Origin of the sequence: Streptoverticillium reticulum (genome assembly GCF_047456005.1) — a bacterium.
GTDB classification, from domain to species: Bacteria; Actinomycetota; Actinomycetes; order Streptomycetales; family Streptomycetaceae; genus Streptomyces; species Streptomyces reticulum.
Map to the genome: position 1 here is coordinate 8,007,793 of NZ_CP179755.1, position 18,158 is coordinate 8,025,950.

Consider the following 18,158-nt stretch of genomic DNA (forward strand, 5'->3'; position numbering starts at 1 on the left):
CCTACGACGTGCCACGACTTGATCTAGACCTCGCTCTAGATCGTAGCGTCGACGCCATGACCACCACCGAACAGCAGCCGCTCGGCTCGCCCTTCTCCGCCGCCAGCACCGCCGAGGACGTCATGGCCGGCCTCGACCTCTCCGGCACGACCGCCGTTGTGACCGGGGGCTACTCCGGACTCGGTCTGGAGACCACCCGGAACCTGGCAGCCGCCGGGGCCCGGGTCGTCGTTCCGGCACGCCGACCCGACATCGCCCGCAGTGCGCTCGCGGACGTGGCAGGCTGCGAGGTCGTCCCCATGGACCTGGCCGACCCCGGCAGCGTGCGCACCGCCGCCGCAAGGATCAACGACTCCCTCGACCGGCTCGACCTCCTGATGGCCGTAGCGGGCGTCATGGCCACCCCGGAGCGCCGCGTCGGACCCGGCTGGGAAGGCCAGTTCGCCGCCAACCACCTCGGACACTTCACCCTCGCCTGCGAGCTCTACCCGCTCCTTGCCGCTGCCGGCGGTGCGCGCGTGGTCGTCAACAGTTCCGCCGGACACGCCCTGACCGACATCCGCTGGCACGACCCGCACTTCCGCACCGGCTACGACAAGTGGCTGGCCTACGGCCAGGCCAAGACCGCCAACGCCCTGTTCGCCGTGCACCTCGACGCCCTCGGGCGCAACGACGGCGTCCGGGCGTTCGCCCTCCACCCGGGCAAGATCATTACCGGTCTGCAGAGGGAGATGACGCTCCAGGAGCAGATCGACCGCGGATGGGTGGACGAGCACGGCACCGTGATCGGCGTCGACTTCAAAACCCCCTCCCAGGGCGCCGCCACCGGCCTGTGGGCAGCCACGTCCCCGCTCCTCGACGGCCGCGGCGGGCTCTACCTCGAAGACTGCGACGTCGCGCGCGTCTCCGCCCCCGACCGGCCCATGGACGACGGCGGCGTCCGCGCATACGCCGTCGACCCCGGCGCGGGCGCACGACTCTGGGACCTGTCGGTGGCGGCGACCGGTGCCACCCCCATCGCCAGATGACCCGGCGCCGTGTCCAGGGTTGAGCATGCAGACGAGATCACAGAGGGAATCACAGAGGGAGGCGAGAAGAGCCGTGGAGATCACCGTCCAGTGGATACGCACGTCCTGGACGAAGAAGTCCCGAGGGGGAGAGGAAGCCGCACACAGGAACGCGGCTCCGGTCGGCTTCGCGCTCCCCGGCGTGGCGCCCTGCCTCGCACACGTGGTGCGCATGTACGAGCGAGACGGCTTCGCGCCCCGCGACGGTCAGGAGGACCTGCGCAGGGTCAACGTCCAACTCCGGGAAACCGACGGCCGGCTGCGCGTCCAGCCCCGCATCGAGCCCCTGTGCGCGATCCCGCCGCGGCCGCGCAGGCCCCCGGCCGTTCACCTCGTCCCCGGGCAGTGGATCCGGTGGCAGCTCAACTACCGTTTCAGCAGCGCGGCCGGGATGCAGGACTGGTCGTACTGGATGGACACCTTCAACATCGCCTACGGCCCGGTGGACGCGGACGTGTTCTTGTCGGAGCCGACCGCGTACGTCGACGAGCGCGGTCCGGTTCGGTGACCCTGCCGGGGCGGCCGATCCGGAACACCGGCAGCGTCCGGGGAGTTGTACGCGCATGCGCAGACGCCACGGAATCGCCACGGTCTCAGCCTTCTACGCCCTCTTAACCCTCGCCACGGCAGCCCCGCCCGCGCAGGCGGCTGCGCAGGCGCCTGCGCAGCCGAATCCCGTGATCTTCATTCACGGGCGCAACGCCGACCCCGGCGTCTGGGGGCGGATGCAGGCGGATTTCACGGCCGCCGGATACCCCACCGATCGCCTCTTCGGCTGGAGTTACGACACCGCGCAATCGAGCAACGAGGTCCTCGCCGCCCGCCTGTCCGCCTACGTCGACGACGTGCTCGCGCAGACGCACGCGGCGAAGGCCGACATCGTGGCCCATAGCCTGGGCAGTCTGCCGTCCCGCTGGTACCTCGAGTTCGGCGGCGGCACCGCGAAGACCGCCCACTGGGTCTCGCTCGCCGGACCGAACCACGGCACGCAGATCGCCTGGCTCTGCGCGCTCTGGGACCAGGGGTGCAAGGACATGACCCCGGACTCCTACGTCCTGCGCCACCTGAACCAGGGCACCGAAACGCCCGGCCCCACGCGGTACGCGACCTGGTGGTCGTCGTGCGACGAACAGATCACGCCCGCCGTGAGCACCGAACTCGCCGGCGCCGCCAACACCCGTACCGCCGCCTGCCTCCGGCACAACGACTTCCTGACCGACCCCACGGTCTCCCAGGGTGTGCGCGACTTCCTCGCCACACCGTAGTCACAGGAACAGAAGGAGAGAATCGTGAAACTGCTGTTGCTCGGCGGCACCGACTTCGGAGGCCGCGCGGTGGCGGAGGTCGCGCGGGACCGGGGCTGGGACGTGACCGTCTTCCACCGCGGCCAGCACCCCGCGCCGCCCGGCGTGCACGTCCTGCACGGCGACCGCACCTCACCGGACGGGCTCGCCCGACTGGCCACCGGCACGTGGGACGTGGTCGTCGACACCTGGACGTCCGCCCCGCGCGTCGTACGCGACGCGGCCCGGCTGCTGTCCGGCCGCGTCGGCCGCCACGTCTACGTCTCCACCCGCTCCGTCCACACCTGGCCCATGCCGGCGGGCCTGGACGAGGACGGCCCGGTGGTGGACGGCGACCCGGACGCGGAGTCGGTCGACTACGCGACCGACAAGCGTGGCGCGGAGCTTGCCGTGCTCCGGGAGTTCGGCGACAAGCACAGCCTCCTGGTCCGCGCAGGCCTGATCCTCGGTCCTCGGGAGAACGTCGGCCGCCTGCCCTGGTGGTTGTCCAGGATCGCCCGCGGCGGCCGCGTCCTCGCACCGGGCCCGCGGTCGACACCGCTGCAGTACGTCGACGTCCGCGACATGGCCACGTGGATCCTCGACGCCGTGGAAGCGGAGCTCCACGGCCCGTTCAACCTCGTGAGCCCGCCGGGACACGCCACGATCGGCGAACTGCTGGACGCCTGCGTCCAGGTGACCGGCTCGGACGCGGAACTGGTGTGGACCGGGCCCGAAGTGATCGAGGAGGCCGGCCTCTCCGGCTGGAGCGATCTGCCCGTCTGGTGCCCGCCGGGGAGCGAGGGCCACGAAGCCATGCACTGCGCCGACGTCTCGCGGGCCCTGGCAACGGGCCTGCGCTGCCGCCCGGTCGCGGACACGGTGAGGGACACGTGGGCGTGGGTGCAGACCCTGCCGTCCGGAGTCGTGGTCCGGCCCGGCATCGGCCTCACGGAGGAGGCGGAGGCGCGGGCGCTGGCCCTGCGCTGAGAGGACGGTGGTCAGGTGGTGTGCGGTGCGAGGAGTTCGTCCCAGCCGCGCCGTAGCGCGCGGTACTCGTCCCGGCACCGCCCGGCCCGTTCGCTGCTCAGCAGCCGCCCGTCGACGAGCTTCGCATCCGTTTCCGGCGCCGAACCGCGCACACCCTGCTGCTCATGTGCCCCGGCCACGTCCGCACCGAACTCGGGGGACCGGACGCACCGCTGACCATCGATCAGTCCGTCCCGGGCGTGGTGGACACGATCGAGCGCCACAGCGGCGAACCGGGCCTGAAGTACCTCGACTACCAGGGCCAGACCGTGCCCTGGTAACAGTCGCCGGAAAACGTCCCCCGCCGGGACACGACCACGGCCCGGCGGCAGGCACGAGGATCCCGGCCGGGAGCCGAGGCTGCGCCGCCGGGCGAACGGAGTTCCACTGCCATGCCCGGGACAACTCCGGCCGGCCTCGGCCCCCGTGAGGTACTGGTCCGCTACCGGCAGGCCATACTCGACAAGCCGGCGGACGACTTGGCCGACCTCTACGCGGTCGACGGCGTCCACGAATTCCCTTTCCTCCTCCCCGGAGTGCCCGCGCGATACGTGGGTCGCGAAGAGGTCCGCGCCGGCTATCGGGCCATGTGCGGCGGAAGTCCGGTACGGCGGAAGTCCGGTACGGCCACGGGAGATCCGTGAAGTCGCCGTGCACCAGAGCACCGACCCCGAGGTCGTCACGTCGAGCAGGTCGTCTCCGGGACGGTGTCCCCGACGGGCCGGGCCTTCGCCTTTCCGGGCCTCCTGGTGATCCGGGTCCGGAACGGCCGGATCGTGCACGTCCGCGACTACATGGACGGCATGGGCGTGGCCCACGGCCTGGGCCGGCTGACGGCCGTTGCCGCCGGCCTCGACGGCGGCTCGTGAGTTACGGCGGCTCGTGAATTGTGGGCTGCACTCTCCGGTCTGCTCAACTCAGGACCACCGGCAGGCGCTGGAGCCCGTAGACCATCGCCAGCCGGTGGAACGGGACCTCGTGCTCGTCGATCGCAAGCCGCATGCGAGGAAACCGCTCGACCAGACGCCGATAGGCGATCCTCAGCTCCATGCGGGCCAGTTCCGCGCCCAGGCAGCGGTGCGGGCCGTGGCCGAAGGCCAGGTGGTGCCGGCTTGCGTGTGCCTGCGACGGCTCGGTGCTCGTGTCGTGGTTGGCGCGCAGCAGGGAGCAGATCACCACGTCCCCCTCGGACACCCGGTGATCACCCAGCCTGCATGCTCTGAGGGGGTAGCGGGGGAAGGAGACCTGCACCACGGAGAGGCGGCGCAGCAAGTCCTCCACCAGGCCGTCGACGGCTCGGGAGTCGGTGGCACGTTCGCGGGCCCGGGGATCACGGAGGAGGACGAGCGCCCCGAGTGCCAGCATGCCGGCGGTGGTCTCCAGTCCACCGGTGAGCACGCCGTCGGCCAGGCCTGCGAGCGTGCGGTCGTCCAGGCCGGTCCCGCGGGTCACCATGGTGCCCAGGAGGCGGTTCCCGGGATCGCCGCGCTCGTCGGCGATCAGCTGTTCCAGGCGGGCCAGGGAGGACGAGACGGCGCCGAACAGGGCATCCAGCCCCGGGATGATGTCGAAGCGTTGGGTGCTCAGCCGCTGGAAGTCCGTACGATGCGCGGCCGGAATCCCGAGCAGCTCGCACATGGTGCGGGCCGGCACGGGCCAGGCGAAGGCCTCCAGGAGATCCACGGGCTGGGGCCGGCCCGCCATGAGGTCGAGTTGTTCGTCCACGATCCGCCGGATCCGTGGCTCGAGGTGCCGCAGCCCGCGGGCCGTGAACTCGGGGGCCAGGATGCGCCGCAGCCTGCCGTGCAGAGGCGGGTCGCACGTGCCCAGGCCGCCCAGCACCTGACCGCGCATGAACTGCCCCATGAAAGGGAGCCGGGCCGGGTCGTTGCCGAACGTGTCCTCGGCGGCGAGGACATGCCGGACCAGATCCGGGCTGTTGACCAGCCACAGGTTCACACCGAACCCCAGCGGCGCCGGAGTCACCCCCTCCCAGGGGCTTCCCCGGGGCGGCACGAGGGGGGCCAGGCCGTCGCGCCGGAAGAGATCCGTGAGCGGCTCGGGAACCAGCTCCAGCAGTGCTGCGTCGCCTCCTCTGCGGACCGCGCGACGGAGCCGGGCGCGCAGCAGACGGCCGGACAACGTGCTGCCGAGCCCCATGAATTCCCCCTCCGCGCCGGGCTGAGAGCTACCCATGGGCACGGCTGCCGACGCTCCAGGTGCGGGCGGCTAATCCTTTGGGGTGATACCCGTCCCTGGCGCCGTTGGCGTGTGCACCTCGGGGAAGGAACTCCCGGAACGGGTCCGGGGGGTGGCCTCATGGCAGTGCGAGGAACCCCATGTGCAACAGGACCGGGTGGGGCCACCCCTGCACGGTCTGCGGCTGATGGCGAAGGGGCGATGCATCAGGGGCACCACGGACACAGCGGGCTGTACAGGTGGGGACGGACGTGCGCCCGGCATCCGAAAAGGGTCATCGCCGCATGGGTGCTCGTCCTCGCCGCCCTGCTCCTGCTCGACCGGTTCTGGGGCGGGACGTTCAAGGACGACTACTCCCTGCCGGGGACCTCTGTCCAACGCGGTGCCGACCTGATCGCCACGCACGGCGGCGATGCCGTTCGAGGTGTCAGCTCGCAGATCGTCCTCCACGCAGGGACGGGTGGGCTGGCAGCACATCAACGCGACGTCACCGCCGCCGGAGTCCGCCTGTCGCACCTTCCTCATGTCGCCTCCGCAGTCGGCCCGTTCACCGCTACGGGCGCGCTCTCGCGGGACGGGTCGACGGGGTACTTCACGGTCTGGTTCGACGATTTCCCGAGCAGGTTCGGCAGGTCCTATCTCGCGCGGTGCGACGACGCGGTCCGTGACCTGCGCGCGCAGGGCATCACCGTCGACTACGGCAGCCCGCTCGGAGAACTGGCGCGCCCGGCAGGGTCGGACGTGCTGTCGGAGCTGATCGGTCTCGGCACCGCGCTGGCGGTGCTGATCACGACCTTTCGCAGCCTCGCAGCTGCCGTGATTCCCTTGCTCACCACGCTCGTCGCGCTGCCTCTCGGACTGTGCGTGCTCCATCTCCTGTCCCACGTGTTCACGTTCGCCACGGCGTCCCCGACCGTGGCCGCCATGATGGGCCTCGGCGCCGGGTTGGACTACACGCTCTTCCTGGCCACCCGGCACCGGCGCCTGCTGCAGCACGTGGACGACCCGGCCGAAGCCGCCGGCCGGGCCATGGCGACCAGCGGTCACGCCGTCGTCATGGCAGCCGCAGCAGTGATCCTCGCGCTGAACGGTCTCCACCTCTGCGGCATCGGCTTCATCGCAAGCCTCGCCGTTGCCGCTGAAACGACCGTACTGATCACCGCCTTCGCCGCCCTCAGCCTCGCACCGGCCCTCCTCGGGCTGTTCGGCCGCGCCATCGACCGGCTGAGCCTCGGCCGGCCCGTCGACGAGGCCGCCGGTACTCGGGACGTCTGGTATCGCTGGTCCCGCGTCCTGGGCCGGTACCCGGGTACGTCCCTTGCCGCAGGCGTCATGGTGCTGGGCGCAGTCAGCATCCCGCTCACCTCTGTGCACTTGGGCCACATCGACGCCGGTTCGCTGCCCGGCCGTTACACCGAGCACCGCGCGTACGAGCGCGTCTCCCAGGGCTTCGGGCCCGGTGCCAACGGCCAGTTCACCGTCGTCGTCGAACTCGACCCAGTACGTGCGACGAGCAGCGCCCGACGCAACGGACTGTCCGACACCCTCACCGCGGCTCTGGCCGGAACCCCCGGCGTCGCCGCGGTCGGCACCCCGGTTCCCAGCGCGGATCACGCGCTGCTGACCACAACCGTCACCCCGGAAACCGGCCCGCAGGACGAGAGGACCGACGGCCTGCTCCGCACCCTTGAACACACCACCCTGCCCAAGGCCCTGGCCGGCACCGGTACCCACGGTTTCGTGACCGGCCTCACCGCGGCCCGGCTCGCCTTCGCGGACGACCTCGTGAGCAGCCTCCCCGCGATGGCCGCCTTCGTCACCGCCACCGCCTTCCTGCTGCTGCTCGCCACGTTCCGCGGCCTGCTCGTCGCTGCCAAGGCCGCACTCCTCAACCTGCTGTCCGTCGGTGCAGCCCTGTCCGTCGTCGTCGCCGTCTTCCAGAGGGGCTGGGGAAGCGGCTTCTTCGACGTGTCCGCACCCGTCCCCGTCGAGCCGTACGTACCGGTCCTGATGCTGGCCATCGTCTTCGGCCTGTCCATGGACTACGAGATCTTCCTCATCACCCGCATCCGCGAGGCCTGGCTACAGACCGGAGACAACCGGCAGAGCATCACCACCGGCCTCACGGCCACCGCCCGCATCATCACCAGCGCAGCAGCCACCATGACTGCCGTATTCCTCGCCTTCCTCCTCAGCACCGACGTCGTCATCGAAATGATCGCCCTCGGTCTGGGGGCCAGCGTGCTCATCGACGCCACACTCATGCGCCTGCTGCTGGTGCCGGCCGCCATGCACCTGCTCGGCAGAGCGAATTGGTGGCTTCCCGCGCCACTCGGCCGCCGCCACCTGCGGCACCTCGTCCAGGAGGGACGGCAACCGAGTGGCTGACTCGCCCGCGTCGGTCTCGGTCTCGGCCTTGGACGAGACCGGAACCGAGACCAGCTGACGGGTCGACTGCTCCCGCGGTCGTGGTGGGGTCAGGCGGACTTGGCGGTGGCGCGGACGCCGAAGTGGACGTAGCGGGTGCCGTCGAGGAGGGCGTAGAAGACGATGGGGATCCAGGCGTCCTTGTCGTTGCGGCGGCCGGCGAAGACGGTCTTGGCGGGGGTGTCGGAGACGGGGGTGAGGTGCCAGACGAGCGGGTCGAAGGTGCCGGCGAGGCCTTCGACGCCTTCGTGGCGCAGGTCCAGCACGCCTTCGCCTTCGCCTTCGGCACGGGCGGTGATGGTCATGAGGAAGCCCTCACGCTTGTAGCGGCCGGTGAAGGGCGTCGTGTCGACGGCCGGGGGGTTGTCGGCCGGTCCGAACGTGGGCATGGTGACTCCGGCGAGTTCGGCGCTCAGTTCGCGGCAGAGGGCCTCATGGACCTTCGGTGCGGCGCCTCCGCCGTTGGTGAGCAGGGCGATGGCGAGGCCCTTCTCCGGAATGGCCCGCAGGTAGGCGAGTTGGCCGAAGGTGCTGCCGTCGTGGCCGAAGCCGCGGGCGCCGTCCCACTCGAAGAGGCCCCAGCCGAGGCCCCAGCGGGCGCCGAGGAACCACTGGTCGGGCATGTCGACCTCGCGGGTGAGCATCGCCTCCACGGCCGCACGGGAGAGCCCCGGGTCCCGTCGGGCGCGGTGCCGCCGTCGATGAACAGCCGGGCGAAGCGGACCACGTCGGCCGCGGTGGCGCTGATGCCGCCGTACGGTCCGGCGGAGCGGGGCAGCATGTTCCACAGCGGGGTGGGTGTCGGGTCCTCGCCCGGTTCGCCCATGTGCCCCATCGCAGCGCGGAAGCGCAGGACCTCCTCGGGAAGCGTCATGGTCCGCCGGAGTCCGAGCGGGTCGCAGATCAGCTCCTTGAGCGCCTCGTCCCAGGTCCGGCCGGTGACCACCTCGACGATCCGGCCCAGGACGTTGTACGCGGTGCTGGAGTAGGACATCGTGGCGCCGGGCGGATCGGTGAGGCCGACGTTGCGGGTGCCGTCGACGTAGCGGGCCAGGCAGTCGTCGCCGCGGCCCGTGTCGTTGACGTAGTCGCCCTCGATCCCGCTGGTGTGGTTGAGGAGTTGACGCGGTGTGATGGTGCGGGCGGCCTCCGCGTCGGTGTCGAGTCTCTGATCGCCATGACGTGACCGTGTCTGCCCGTTCAACTTCGCCCGGCCCAGCCGGCCTGGGCCAGCGCGCTGCTGCCCGCCTACCGAGCCCGAGGAACATCCATGTCTGCTGGACTGTCTCGCAGCGGTGCCCGATCCGCGCCGGGCCGAGGGCCGCCGCCGTCCCTTGCGTTGAACCCGGGGACGAGGGAGCGGTCAGCTGGGCTCCGGAACGTCCCAGGTCCAGCGGATGCCGAAGCGGGCCGGTCCGGTGTCCAGGGCGAGCGCGTGAACGCAGCCTGTGCTGTCAGGGATGAGCCGGCGGACGGTGCCGGGCTGTCCGTCGGCGGGCTCGGTGAACTCCTCGCAGATGGCGGGCAGGGCGGCGGGGTGGAAGGCCGCTTCCAGGAGGTACTCGCGGGTGGTCATCCGCAGCGTGCGGCCGCAGCTGCCCCAGGAGCCGACCGGCCGGGGCTCCCGGTGCACCATCTCGTACTCCATGATCAAGGTCTCCCCGCGGCGCAGCGGATGACTGAACAGCAGCTCGGCGGCGAGCACCCCGGACTCTTCGTCCACCGCGGTTTTCCCAAGCCGGCAGTTGCGCAGCCCGCGCGGTCGGGGCAGTCCGCAGCCCGGTTCGTCCTCGTAGAAGAGGGTCACCCAGCGGTCCGGGCCGTCCCGGTCGGCGCGCATCACCTGCCTGTTCCACACCCGTAGCTGGCTACGGTCCGCACCGTACTCATAGCGGTCGTGTTGGCTGATGCGGATCAGGTGCGGGTCGCCGCTGGTGTTCAGCCCGGCGAGCAGCGCGGCGACTCCTTCCGCCCCCGGCTTGAGCGCGCCGATCGGCAGCATCCGGGACTCCCGGCTGCCCCTGCCACGCGCGCGGGGTCGCCCCAGCAGCCCGCTCAGGGCCCCGGTCGGCAGCCGCAGTACCTCCTCCAGGTTGCCCAACGCCACGAGTGAGCAGGGTCGTTCGGGTTGGGTGCGGCCCAACTGCCAGGAACTGAGTGTGGCCACGCTGATGGGGGTGCCGCGCAGTGCCAGTCGGTACCGGATGCGTTCCAGGCCCAGGCCGCTCGACCGGACCGCGGCCCGTAGCGCATCCGCGAAGGTCACCGAGCCATCGCTGGATGCCGGCAGGGAAGTTGGCTCCACGTTCCAAACCTGTCGCCGTCGGCGCCGACCTGTCAAGGGCACCGTTCGGCGTGCTGCGGCATCCCCTGATTTCGGTCTGCTGCGGCATCTCCTGAACCAGGAAAGCCCGCGCTTCCGTGCGCCCAAACGGTCCTTCTACGCTCGGAGTCGAGAACGCGGCGGCCGCCGTTCCGCAACCTCCCTTCTCCTGCCTGGAGGCAAAGGAATGAGACGCATCTCCCTTTGGCGCCGGTGGCGGTGGGCGGCACCGGCCGCGGCCGCCCTGGCCTTGACCATTGCCCTCATCACACCCGCTGGCGCGGCCCCCGCTCCCCCCACCTCCTCCGTCATCGGTGGCTCTGACGCCGAAATCCGGGACTTCCCGTGGATGGTGGCGGTCTCCTACGCGCCGTCCATCGGGGACCAGTACTCGGGCATGTTCTGCGGCGGAACCCTGGTCGCCCCGCGCAAGGTGGTCACGGCCGCGCACTGCGCCAAGGGCTTGAAACCAGGGGAACTGAAGGCCGTCCTCGGCCGTGGCGACCTGGCCGACCACGCCAGCGGTCGGGTGCTCGACGTCAGCGCCGTGTGGATCCACCCCGGGTACTACGACGTGTGGAACGGCAATGATGTCGCCGTGCTGACCCTTACCGAGGACGCCGGTGCTCCCGTCCTCCCGGTCGGCACATCCGACGACGACCTGTACCGGGCGGGCACCCCGGGCACCCTACTCGGCTGGGGGCTCACCGGCGACCACGCCCCGCGCATCACCCACCTCCAGCGGGGCAGGGTGGCGGTGAGCGAGGACCATCTGTGTGATGTGGAGTATCCCGATTTCGATCCGGAGACCATGGTCTGTGCCGGTTCGCCGACCACCCGGCAGTGCAAGGGCGACAGTGGCGGCCCCCTGGTGATCAATGGCAGGCTGGCCGGCATCGTCTCCTTCGGCCGGGAACCGTGCACCCCGGTGAAACTGCCCGGCGTCCTGGTGCGCGTGGCCAAGTACGCCGACGACATCCGGCGTCAGATCGACAACTGACGCAACGGCGCCGCCCCCAGGGCGGCGCCGTTCAGGGGATCGGTCCGGTTTGATCACGTGATGCCGAGGGTGGCCAGTGTTCGGGTGGTGTCTCGGCCGTGCTTGCGCAGGCCGGCGGCGGCGCACGATCTGCACGGCTTGGGTGGCGTAGGGGAAGGCGAGGCCACGGGCGACGGTGGCGGTCTTGACGCGGCGGATCTCGTCGCGGCCGTGTGCGGTGGCGCGCGTCTTGTCCAGTAGCGGGACGTCCCGCCAGGGCAGCTTCTTCAGATGCTGGTACAGGTGCGGTTGGTTCCCCTTGACCACGGCGATGTGATGGGCCTTCTTGTCTTCCACCAGGAAGCGCGCGTGTGCGGTTTGGGAGTGCAAGGCGTCGAAGGTGACCACGGTGTCTACCAGGTTGAGCCCGGCGAGCAGCGGCCGGAAGACGGTGATTTCGTTGGTCTTGCCGTCTACCTCGCGCTGGGCGGTGACCAGGCCGGTTCCGGTCATAGCGGCGAGGAGGTGGACATGGGTACCGTCGGCGCGGCGGGCGCCGCGCACGGTCTTGCCGTAACGCGATGAAGGGAGCCCGTGCCGTGGCGACCAGGTACGACAAGAGAGCGTACGTCTACCACGGCACGGTGGCCCTGACATCGATCCGGCTGTGGCTGCGCTGATGGCGAACGTCGCGCTGTCTCTCATGGCGCGATGTCCGCGCCCGTGGCTACGGCTTATGGACCGTCACAGTGATGAGACCGGTCTGGTGGGTCAGCCCGCCGGGCTGGAGACACTGCTGCATCCTCGGCTGGGCGTCGGTGATGACCTTCTCGTAGAAGTCTCCCAGGAACTCCCCTGCGGTCACCTTGCCTGCAACGGTGAAGACGAGCACACCGCCGACCGAGGTCGTACTGCTCTCAGCGGTGACCGTGCTGGTCTTGCCGTTGTTCCAGTGGACCGTACGGTTGTGCGTTTCACTGTCGGGCGGCGTGAAGCAGGACGCGACGAAGTCGCCGGTGAATATGAGCGGCTGCACGCCGGTCAGTGTGGGATCCGTGGAGGTACACGGGCTGATCAGGTCCTCCCCGGAGTAATGCACGGTCTGGGACTTCAGCGTCAGGCCGGGGGTGTAGGTTACTTGCTCTGTGCCCTTGCAGGCCACGTCGACGACCACGGCGTGGGCGGTGGTTGCCGGTCCCGCCAGAGGGAAGCCGGCAGCGAGCAGCAGTGCCGCGGCTGCTGAGGCAGGCGTGGTTCTCCTGGTCTTCAACACACGCATGGCAGACCCCTTTCAACTCGGTGCGGGGCCCGATGGCCCCGTCGAATACCGGCCATGGTCCGCCCGCAGAGCCCACTACTGATATGCCCGTGCGGCAGCGCACAGGCGCCTCCCAGGGCGCGCACCACACACCAAGCACCCACATCAGGCCCGGCGTCCCGCGAGGTACCGAGAACCAGCTGTCCGACCCATCGGACACGCCCTGGTCAGCGACGGCATCCGGCGCACCGCCACCGCCGCGGGAGCACCGGAGAAGTTCCATGCGACGATGAGCCGGGCCTGGGTCGAGCTGGTGGGACACCACGTGGCCGACGAGGAGGACTTCGAGACGTTCGCCGCGCGGCACCCGCAGCTGCTCGACACGACACTGCTCGGCCGCTTCTACCGGCCGCAGACGCTGGCCGGCGACGCAGCCCGGGCCGGCTGGGTCGAGCCCGATCCGGTCCCCTTCCCCTGGCGATCGGCCGGTCCGATGTGACCCGGCCCGTCGCGGTGCCATGATGCACGGGTGCAGGCGAATCGCAGGGGGAGCCCAGACGTACAGGCCCGGGTCGGTGCGATCCTCGAACGGCTCGTGGAATCCGGCGAGGAGAGCGGCCTCCAGGTGGCGGCCTATGTGAATGGCGAGCCGGTCGTCGACGCCTTCGCCGGCACCGCCGATGCATCCGCACCGCCCGACGGACGCCCGCTCGGCCCCGGCACACTGATCCACAGCTTCTCCACCGGCAAGGGCTTCACGGCAACCCTCGTACACGTGCTCGCCGAGCGCGGGCTGATCGACTACGACACCCCCATCGCCCACTACTGGCCCGAGTTCGGCGCCCACGGCAAACAGCGGGCCACCGTACGCCACGCGCTCACCCACTCCGTCGGCGTGCCCCAGCTCCCGCCCGGCATCACACCGGCCGAGCTCTGCGACTGGGACGCCATGTGCGCGACCGTCGCGGAACAGCAGCCGCTGTGGGAGCCCGGCTCGCGCAGCGGCTACCACGGCTGGACGTTCGGCTGGATCGTCGGCGAGACCGTACGCCGGATCACCGGCCTGACTCCGTCCGAGGCCCTGCGGACGTACGTCGCAGAGCCGCTCGGCGTCGCCGACGAGCTCCGCTTCGGCCTGCCCGAGAGCGAACTGGCCCGCACGGCACCGCTCGTCGAGGGCAACTGGGCCGCGTGGCTGGAGACCATCCCGCCGTCCGCCCCCTTCCGCCGGCTGGTCGTGCCGAACCGGAGCGTGTGGACCACCGACGAACTGGCCAACCGCCACGACTACCTGCGCGCGGACCTGCCCGCATGCGGCACCACGACCGCGCGCGCAGCCGCGCGCATGTACGCCGCGCTGCTGGGCGAGGTCGACGGTGTGCGGCTGGTCACCCGGGAACGCGTGGAGCTCGCCACGAGCGTGGCCGTCGACGGCAGGGACGCCATGCTCCTCGGCACGTACGCCAAGGGCCTCGGCTACTTCCTGGGCCTGCCCGCCATGGGCAACCGGCCGACCGCCTTCGGCCACCACGGCAGCGGCGGCAGCATCGCCTTCGCCGACCGCGAACGCGGCCTGGCCTTCGCCCTCACCCGTACCCGTCTCGTCGCCGGCACGGCCGACACCGCGGCACGGCGGCTGGCGGACGAGATCCGGTCCTGCCTGGACTGAGGGCGGCCGGAGGGTCGGGCGGCGCGGCTGGGAACTCCTAACGAAATGATCACCAGGGTGGGGTGGACCGCTGCGGTACTGCTGATCCGGGGGTGTGGTGTGGCTCGGCCGAAGCCGTGGGATGTCGGGCGCCCAACGCCGGGTCGTGGAGCGCGCCTTCGCACAGCTGCACTGGTTCCGCCGCTGCGGATCTGCTGGGAGATCCGCGACGACATCCACGAAGCCTTCCTCGCTCCGGGATGTGCGCTGATCTGCCGGCGGCGCTTGAACTCATCGCGATGAAGACGTGCCGGAGCGTGGGTCGCGGTCTGAAACTCACCTGCTGTTTCGGTCCTGGGCAGCCATGACCTCGTCGCCGTGCTCGAAGGCCCAGGCGCCGAATGCGTCGATCGGGCCGAGCAATGTCCTTCCCAGAGCGGTGAGTTCGTACTCGACACGGGGCGGAGCCTCGGCAAAGACGTGTCGTTCCACCAGACCGTTGAACTCCAGCCGCCGCAGCGTCTCGGTCAGGACCTTGGGGCTGATGCCGCCGATGCGCTCGCGGAGTTCGCCAGGGCGCCCGGGACCGTCCCGCAGGACCCAGATCAGTACGGCGTTCCAGGTGTTGGAGAGAAGGTCGAAGGCGAGGCGGGCTCGGCAATCGGCGAGGTAGGCGTTGGTCGTCACGTACCAAATGGTGCCTGACGGGTTTCCTATTGTCGTCCCGGAAGCGGTTGAAGCAGGCGCGGAGAGGGTGGATCGATGAAGATCGGTGTGCTGGGGACGGGGAACATGGCGGATGCGCTGGCCACGCACTGGGTGCGGGCCGGGCATGAGGTGTTCGTCGGCGGCCGGGACGAGCGCAAGGCCCAACGGCTTGCGACACACATCCGGGGCGGTGCGGGGCACGGGAGTCTGCACGCGGCGGCGCGCTTCGGCGAGGTGGTGCTGGCCGCGCTGCCGTACGGCGCGGGGGCGGACGTCGTCAAGGAGCTCCACGCGGCGCTGAGCGGGAAAGTCCTGCTCGACTGTGCCAATCCGGTCGGACCCGGCTTCCGGCTGCTGACGGAAGGCGGCCCCTCGTCGGCGGCCCGACTTGCCGCGGCGGCACCGGGTGCGCGGGTCGTCAAGGCGTTCAACCTCTGTCACGAGGACGTGTGGCGGATGACCCCGCCGGTCTTCGACGGCCGGCCCCTCGCAGTTCCGGTCTGCGGGGACGACGAGGCCGCGCTCACAAGGGTGTACGAGCTGGTGCGGGATGTGGGCTGCGAGCCGGTGGCCGCAGGCGGGCTGGAACGCGCCGGACTGCTGGAGGCGACCGCCGCGCTGTTCATCGGACTGTGGGTGGCGGAGCAGGTGGACGTACGGGCGATCGCGCCGCCGTTGGCATTTGCGACAGGCCCAAGCGCTGAGAGCGTGTGAGACATACCGGGCATTGTGTTGGGAGTTCTTGGAGCGTCCGCCAGTAGGTCATGAACGCGTCGGATTGGCGGCACGACGGGCAGGCTCCTGCTGACCATGGAGTTGCTTACGCTCTGCGATCCTGGGAGAACGTCTGTGCCCGTCGTGCCCGCGTCCATCATCGGCCTGATCCGTGCCGAGTTCCTGGTGTTGTTGCTGGATCGTCCAGTGCGGGCCACGGCCATCGGACACCCGCGTGACCTCGTCCCGGACCTCGCCAAATCGGCCCTCCCCGTAGTACGGGGGATCTACGGCAGCCTGCCGCGGACACTGGGCGGCTCCTTCGCCCCACCCCAGCCCGTCCCCCACGACGCGTCCGCCCTCGGTCACCTCGTCGGCTACCTCGGCCGCACCGTCAACTGACCTCCAGGCCCCCAGCCCGGCTGAACGGTGCAGAACACAAGCAGGTCTGGCGAACCAGGGAGCGCCGGCGGAGAATTCCGGCGGAGTGCCTCATCACCGCCTCTCTGCGCGACCTCTTAGGGTTTCCCCTCATGCGCGTACTGATCCTTGAGGACGACCCCGAGCTGGGCCCCGTCCTCACCACCGGGCTGCGGGACGCCGGCTTCGCCGCGGACCTCGCCCCCACACTCGCCGACGCCGACCTCAAACTCGCCGTCAACACCTACGACTGCGTGGTCGCCGACCGCATGGTGCCCGACGGCGATGCCCTGGCGCTCCTCGGCGCCCTGCGCGCACAGGGATCCGTCCTGCCCGTGCTGCTGCTCACGGCCCTGGACTCGATCGGCGACCGGGTCGCGGGCTTCGAGCACGGGGCCGACGACTACCTCGTCAAACCCTTCGCCTTCGCCGAACTCGTCGCCCGCGTCCGGACCCTGTGCCGGCGCGGCCAGCCCAGCCGCCCGCCGCTGCTGCGGACGGCGGACCTGGAACTCGACCTCCCGCGGCGCCGGGTACGCCGGGCCGGAACGCTGCTGAGCCTCACCGCCAAGGAGCTCGCGGTCCTGGAGGTGCTGATGCTGCGCGCCGGCGAGGTGGTGACCCGCACCGAGCTCATCGAGCGCTGCTGGGACGAATCGAGCGAGCCGATGTCCAACGTCGTGGACGTCCTCATCGGCCAGCTGCGCCGCCGCCTCGGCGAACCCGGGCTGATAGAGACCGTCCGCGGCGCCGGCTACCGGCTCGCGGACCCGACGACGTCGGACAGCTGATGCGGCTGGTGACGCACAAGGGACCCCGCGCCGTGGCGCGCCTGCACCGCAGCCGCTGGGTGACGACCCTGCTGTTCGCCGCGACGACCGCCGTGTGCCTGGTGGCCCTCGCCACGTTCGCCGCCCGGCTCGATGGGAACTCCCGCAGAGCCGCCCTGGACCACGAGGCCGGCGTCCGCGCGATCGGCCTCTCCCGCGCGGTCTGGTCCAGCGGCGGGACCGTACACCTGGAGCCGCTGCGCGAGGACGAACTCACCGAAGGCGTCGAATCGGTGGCCGTTCTCCGGCCGGGAACAGGACGGACCCCCGACGCCCGCGTGGCGGCAGGAGACAGGACGGCACTGCCCGACCGGGCCGAACTCGGCAGGATCTGGCAGCGGCTGCTGACGGACCAGGAGACCGTCATCCGCTTCACCGCACCGGCAGACGACGGCCGGCGCCTGCGCTGGGCGGCCTCCCCGGTCTGGGACGAACGCATCGACGCCGCCGTCCTCGTCGGCCTGGACCCCACCCGGCAGGAGCAGGCCCACGATGAACTCGTGCAGCGGCTCGCGCTGGGCTGCGCCGCCCTGGTCGCCGTCGCGGCGACGGCCGGGCACCTGCTTTCCCGGCGCGCGATGCGGCCCGCCCTGCAAGGGCTGGACCGGCAGGAGCAGTTCCTCGCCGAGGCCGCCCACGAACTGCGCACCCCGCTGGCCACACTGCGCCTGGTGGTGGAGCAGGGCACCACCGCCCCGGACCGCGCACCGGCCGCCCTGGGCACGGCACTCGGCCTGGTCGACCGGCTGAGCCGGCTCGTGACCGGACTGCTGGCCCGGGCACGGGTGGAGGCCGGCATCCAGGACGTCGAGCTCACCCCGCTGCGGCTGGACCAGGTGACCGAGCTGACCGTCGAAGAGCTGCCCGACCGCACGGGAGTCACCCTCCGCACCGAACCGGCGGTCGTGCGCGGCGACCCGGAACTGCTGGCCCAGGCCGTGCGCAACCTCGTCGAGAACGCCCTGCGCCACGGCGGCGCAGAGCCCCGCGTCGAAGTGACCGTCACGCAGGGGCTGGTCGCCGTCCGCGACCACGGACCGGGCGTGCCGCCCCGGGACCGCGACACGGTCTTCCGCCGCGGCGTCGGCAGCGGGTCCGGCACCGGCACGGGCCTGGCCATCGTCCGCTGGGTCGCAGAACTGCACGGCGGCACCGCCCGGCTCTCGGACGCCCCCGGCGGCGGCCTGCTCGCCGAACTGCGGCTGCCGCCGCACGAGGAGGAGCACACCGCCGGGTGACCACGGTCGCCTTCCGCCCTCATCTTCGTCTCATG

At 70.9% G+C, this 18,158-nt stretch carries 21 protein-coding genes and 3 pseudogenes; 16 read left to right on the plus strand and 8 right to left on the minus strand.

Annotated features, from left to right (window positions below; translation table 11 throughout):
* Window positions 1–56 precede the first annotated feature (56 nt).
* The 4 genes from ACMATS_RS36470 to ACMATS_RS36485 all read left to right on the plus strand — a co-directional run bounded on the left by ACMATS_RS36470 (window position 57) and on the right by ACMATS_RS36485 (window position 3,340).
* Window positions 57–1,028, plus strand: coding sequence for an SDR family NAD(P)-dependent oxidoreductase (locus tag ACMATS_RS36470; RefSeq protein ID WP_414170453.1), 972 nt, complete (start codon window positions 57–59; stop codon window positions 1,026–1,028).
* 73 nt (window positions 1,029–1,101) lie between these two features.
* Window positions 1,102–1,575 carry a hypothetical protein gene (locus ACMATS_RS36475; protein WP_414170455.1) on the plus strand — a complete coding sequence of 158 codons (474 nt, stop codon included), beginning with the start codon at window positions 1,102–1,104 and terminating at the stop codon, window positions 1,573–1,575.
* 55 nt (window positions 1,576–1,630) lie between these two features.
* Window positions 1,631–2,332: an esterase/lipase family protein gene (locus ACMATS_RS36480; protein ID WP_391153536.1), complete on the plus strand. Its 702-nt coding sequence runs from the start codon at window positions 1,631–1,633 to the stop codon at window positions 2,330–2,332.
* 24 nt (window positions 2,333–2,356) lie between these two features.
* On the plus strand, window positions 2,357–3,340 hold the full coding sequence (locus ACMATS_RS36485; protein ID WP_414170457.1) for an NAD-dependent epimerase/dehydratase family protein: 984 nt from the start codon (window positions 2,357–2,359) through the stop codon (window positions 3,338–3,340).
* An 11-nt stretch (window positions 3,341–3,351) separates the two neighbouring features.
* On the opposite strand, the gene ACMATS_RS36490 is transcribed toward ACMATS_RS36485, so the two are convergent.
* Window positions 3,352–3,519: a hypothetical protein gene (locus tag ACMATS_RS36490; RefSeq protein WP_414170458.1), complete on the minus strand. Its 168-nt coding sequence runs from the start codon at window positions 3,517–3,519 to the stop codon at window positions 3,352–3,354.
* Here ACMATS_RS36490 and ACMATS_RS36495 point away from each other — a divergent pair.
* The 3 genes from ACMATS_RS36495 (at window position 3,505) to ACMATS_RS36505 (ending at window position 4,248) form a co-directional block, all read left to right on the plus strand.
* Window positions 3,505–3,660 (plus strand): hypothetical protein, encoded by a 156-nt coding sequence (locus ACMATS_RS36495; protein ID WP_414170459.1) that lies wholly within the window; start codon window positions 3,505–3,507, stop codon window positions 3,658–3,660. The two genes, ACMATS_RS36490 and ACMATS_RS36495, sit on opposite strands and share 15 nt — an antisense overlap.
* 111 nt (window positions 3,661–3,771) lie before the next feature.
* Window positions 3,772–4,023, plus strand: a complete 252-nt coding sequence (locus ACMATS_RS36500) for a hypothetical protein (protein WP_414170460.1) — start codon at window positions 3,772–3,774, stop codon at window positions 4,021–4,023.
* 63 nt (window positions 4,024–4,086) lie between these two features.
* On the plus strand, window positions 4,087–4,248 hold the full coding sequence (locus ACMATS_RS36505) for a nuclear transport factor 2 family protein (RefSeq protein ID WP_414170461.1): 162 nt from the start codon (window positions 4,087–4,089) through the stop codon (window positions 4,246–4,248).
* A 43-nt stretch (window positions 4,249–4,291) separates the two neighbouring features.
* Here ACMATS_RS36505 and ACMATS_RS36510 read toward each other — a convergent pair whose 3' ends face one another.
* Window positions 4,292–5,539, minus strand: a complete 1,248-nt coding sequence (locus ACMATS_RS36510) for a cytochrome P450 (RefSeq protein WP_414170463.1) — start codon at window positions 5,537–5,539, stop codon at window positions 4,292–4,294.
* 240 nt (window positions 5,540–5,779) lie between these two features.
* Here ACMATS_RS36510 and ACMATS_RS36515 point away from each other — a divergent pair, with 240 nt between their 5' ends.
* A complete protein-coding gene (locus tag ACMATS_RS36515) occupies window positions 5,780–7,966 on the plus strand; it encodes an MMPL family transporter (protein WP_414170464.1) in 2,187 nt (728 codons plus the stop codon).
* A gap of 89 nt (window positions 7,967–8,055) precedes the next feature.
* On the opposite strand, the gene ACMATS_RS36520 is transcribed toward ACMATS_RS36515, so the two are convergent.
* From ACMATS_RS36520 to ACMATS_RS36530, 3 genes and pseudogenes are all read right to left on the minus strand, one after another.
* Entirely contained in the window at window positions 8,056–8,658 is a 603-nt protein-coding gene (locus ACMATS_RS36520) for a serine hydrolase (protein WP_414170878.1), read from the minus strand.
* Between the two features lie 50 nt (window positions 8,659–8,708).
* Window positions 8,709–9,209: pseudogene (locus ACMATS_RS36525) on the minus strand (serine hydrolase domain-containing protein); the annotation flags it as partial.
* A 159-nt stretch (window positions 9,210–9,368) separates the two neighbouring features.
* Window positions 9,369–10,310 (minus strand): hypothetical protein, encoded by a 942-nt coding sequence (locus ACMATS_RS36530; RefSeq protein WP_414170465.1) that lies wholly within the window; start codon window positions 10,308–10,310, stop codon window positions 9,369–9,371.
* A gap of 205 nt (window positions 10,311–10,515) precedes the next feature.
* On the opposite strand from ACMATS_RS36530, the gene ACMATS_RS36535 reads away from it, so the two are divergent.
* Entirely contained in the window at window positions 10,516–11,328 is an 813-nt protein-coding gene (locus ACMATS_RS36535) for a S1 family peptidase (RefSeq protein WP_171082593.1), read from the plus strand.
* A 225-nt stretch (window positions 11,329–11,553) separates the two neighbouring features.
* On the opposite strand, the pseudogene ACMATS_RS36540 reads toward ACMATS_RS36535, so the two are convergent.
* Window positions 11,554–11,820 (minus strand): annotated as a pseudogene (locus tag ACMATS_RS36540) (transposase); the annotation flags it as partial.
* A gap of 2 nt (window positions 11,821–11,822) precedes the next feature.
* Here ACMATS_RS36540 and ACMATS_RS36545 point away from each other — a divergent pair.
* Window positions 11,823–11,987, plus strand: a pseudogene (locus tag ACMATS_RS36545) (IS5/IS1182 family transposase); the annotation flags it as partial.
* Between the two features lie 47 nt (window positions 11,988–12,034).
* On the opposite strand, the gene ACMATS_RS36550 reads toward ACMATS_RS36545, so the two are convergent.
* Complete coding sequence (locus tag ACMATS_RS36550) at window positions 12,035–12,580, minus strand: hypothetical protein (RefSeq protein ID WP_414170466.1); 546 nt, start codon at window positions 12,578–12,580, stop codon at window positions 12,035–12,037.
* Between the two features lie 274 nt (window positions 12,581–12,854).
* Between ACMATS_RS36550 and ACMATS_RS36555 the strand changes: the two genes are divergently transcribed.
* Together ACMATS_RS36555 and ACMATS_RS36560 are read left to right on the plus strand one after the other, a co-directional pair.
* Window positions 12,855–13,064 (plus strand): hypothetical protein, encoded by a 210-nt coding sequence (locus ACMATS_RS36555; protein ID WP_414170467.1) that lies wholly within the window; start codon window positions 12,855–12,857, stop codon window positions 13,062–13,064.
* A 30-nt stretch (window positions 13,065–13,094) separates the two neighbouring features.
* Complete coding sequence (locus tag ACMATS_RS36560) at window positions 13,095–14,234, plus strand: serine hydrolase domain-containing protein (protein ID WP_414170468.1); 1,140 nt, start codon at window positions 13,095–13,097, stop codon at window positions 14,232–14,234.
* 315 nt (window positions 14,235–14,549) lie between these two features.
* Here the strand turns inward: ACMATS_RS36560 and ACMATS_RS36565 are convergent, their stop codons facing one another.
* Window positions 14,550–14,900 carry a winged helix-turn-helix transcriptional regulator gene (locus tag ACMATS_RS36565; protein WP_391153562.1) on the minus strand — a complete coding sequence of 117 codons (351 nt, stop codon included), beginning with the start codon at window positions 14,898–14,900 and terminating at the stop codon, window positions 14,550–14,552.
* Between the two features lie 75 nt (window positions 14,901–14,975).
* Between ACMATS_RS36565 and ACMATS_RS36570 the strand changes: the two genes are divergently transcribed.
* The 4 genes from ACMATS_RS36570 (at window position 14,976) to ACMATS_RS36585 (ending at window position 18,123) form a co-directional block, all read left to right on the plus strand.
* Entirely contained in the window at window positions 14,976–15,635 is a 660-nt protein-coding gene (locus tag ACMATS_RS36570) for an NADPH-dependent F420 reductase (RefSeq protein WP_414170469.1), read from the plus strand.
* 135 nt (window positions 15,636–15,770) lie between these two features.
* The gene (locus ACMATS_RS36575; protein WP_414170470.1) at window positions 15,771–16,037 is read left to right on the plus strand and encodes a hypothetical protein; all 267 of its coding nucleotides are present in this window, start codon (window positions 15,771–15,773) and stop codon (window positions 16,035–16,037) included.
* Between the two features lie 131 nt (window positions 16,038–16,168).
* On the plus strand, window positions 16,169–16,846 hold the full coding sequence (locus ACMATS_RS36580) for a winged helix-turn-helix domain-containing protein (RefSeq protein WP_391153565.1): 678 nt from the start codon (window positions 16,169–16,171) through the stop codon (window positions 16,844–16,846).
* A gap of 8 nt (window positions 16,847–16,854) precedes the next feature.
* The gene (locus ACMATS_RS36585; RefSeq protein ID WP_414170471.1) at window positions 16,855–18,123 is read left to right on the plus strand and encodes a sensor histidine kinase; all 1,269 of its coding nucleotides are present in this window, start codon (window positions 16,855–16,857) and stop codon (window positions 18,121–18,123) included.
* Window positions 18,124–18,158 lie beyond the last annotated feature (35 nt).

Coding starts and splice junctions, on each gene's coding strand:
- ACMATS_RS36470 (WP_414170453.1), top strand. CDS start 57: ATGACCACCACCGAACAGCAGCCGCTCGGCTCGCCCTTCTCCGCCGCC.
- ACMATS_RS36480 (WP_391153536.1), top strand. CDS start 1,631: ATGCGCAGACGCCACGGAATCGCCACGGTCTCAGCCTTCTACGCCCTC.
- ACMATS_RS36495 (WP_414170459.1), top strand. CDS start 3,505: ATGTGCCCCGGCCACGTCCGCACCGAACTCGGGGGACCGGACGCACCG.
- ACMATS_RS36500 (WP_414170460.1), top strand. CDS start 3,772: ATGCCCGGGACAACTCCGGCCGGCCTCGGCCCCCGTGAGGTACTGGTC.
- ACMATS_RS36510 (WP_414170463.1), bottom strand. CDS start 5,539: ATGGGGCTCGGCAGCACGTTGTCCGGCCGTCTGCTGCGCGCCCGGCTC.
- ACMATS_RS36515 (WP_414170464.1), top strand. CDS start 5,780: ATGCATCAGGGGCACCACGGACACAGCGGGCTGTACAGGTGGGGACGG.
- ACMATS_RS36535 (WP_171082593.1), top strand. CDS start 10,516: ATGAGACGCATCTCCCTTTGGCGCCGGTGGCGGTGGGCGGCACCGGCC.
- ACMATS_RS36555 (WP_414170467.1), top strand. CDS start 12,855: ATGAGCCGGGCCTGGGTCGAGCTGGTGGGACACCACGTGGCCGACGAG.
- ACMATS_RS36570 (WP_414170469.1), top strand. CDS start 14,976: ATGAAGATCGGTGTGCTGGGGACGGGGAACATGGCGGATGCGCTGGCC.
- ACMATS_RS36580 (WP_391153565.1), top strand. CDS start 16,169: ATGCGCGTACTGATCCTTGAGGACGACCCCGAGCTGGGCCCCGTCCTC.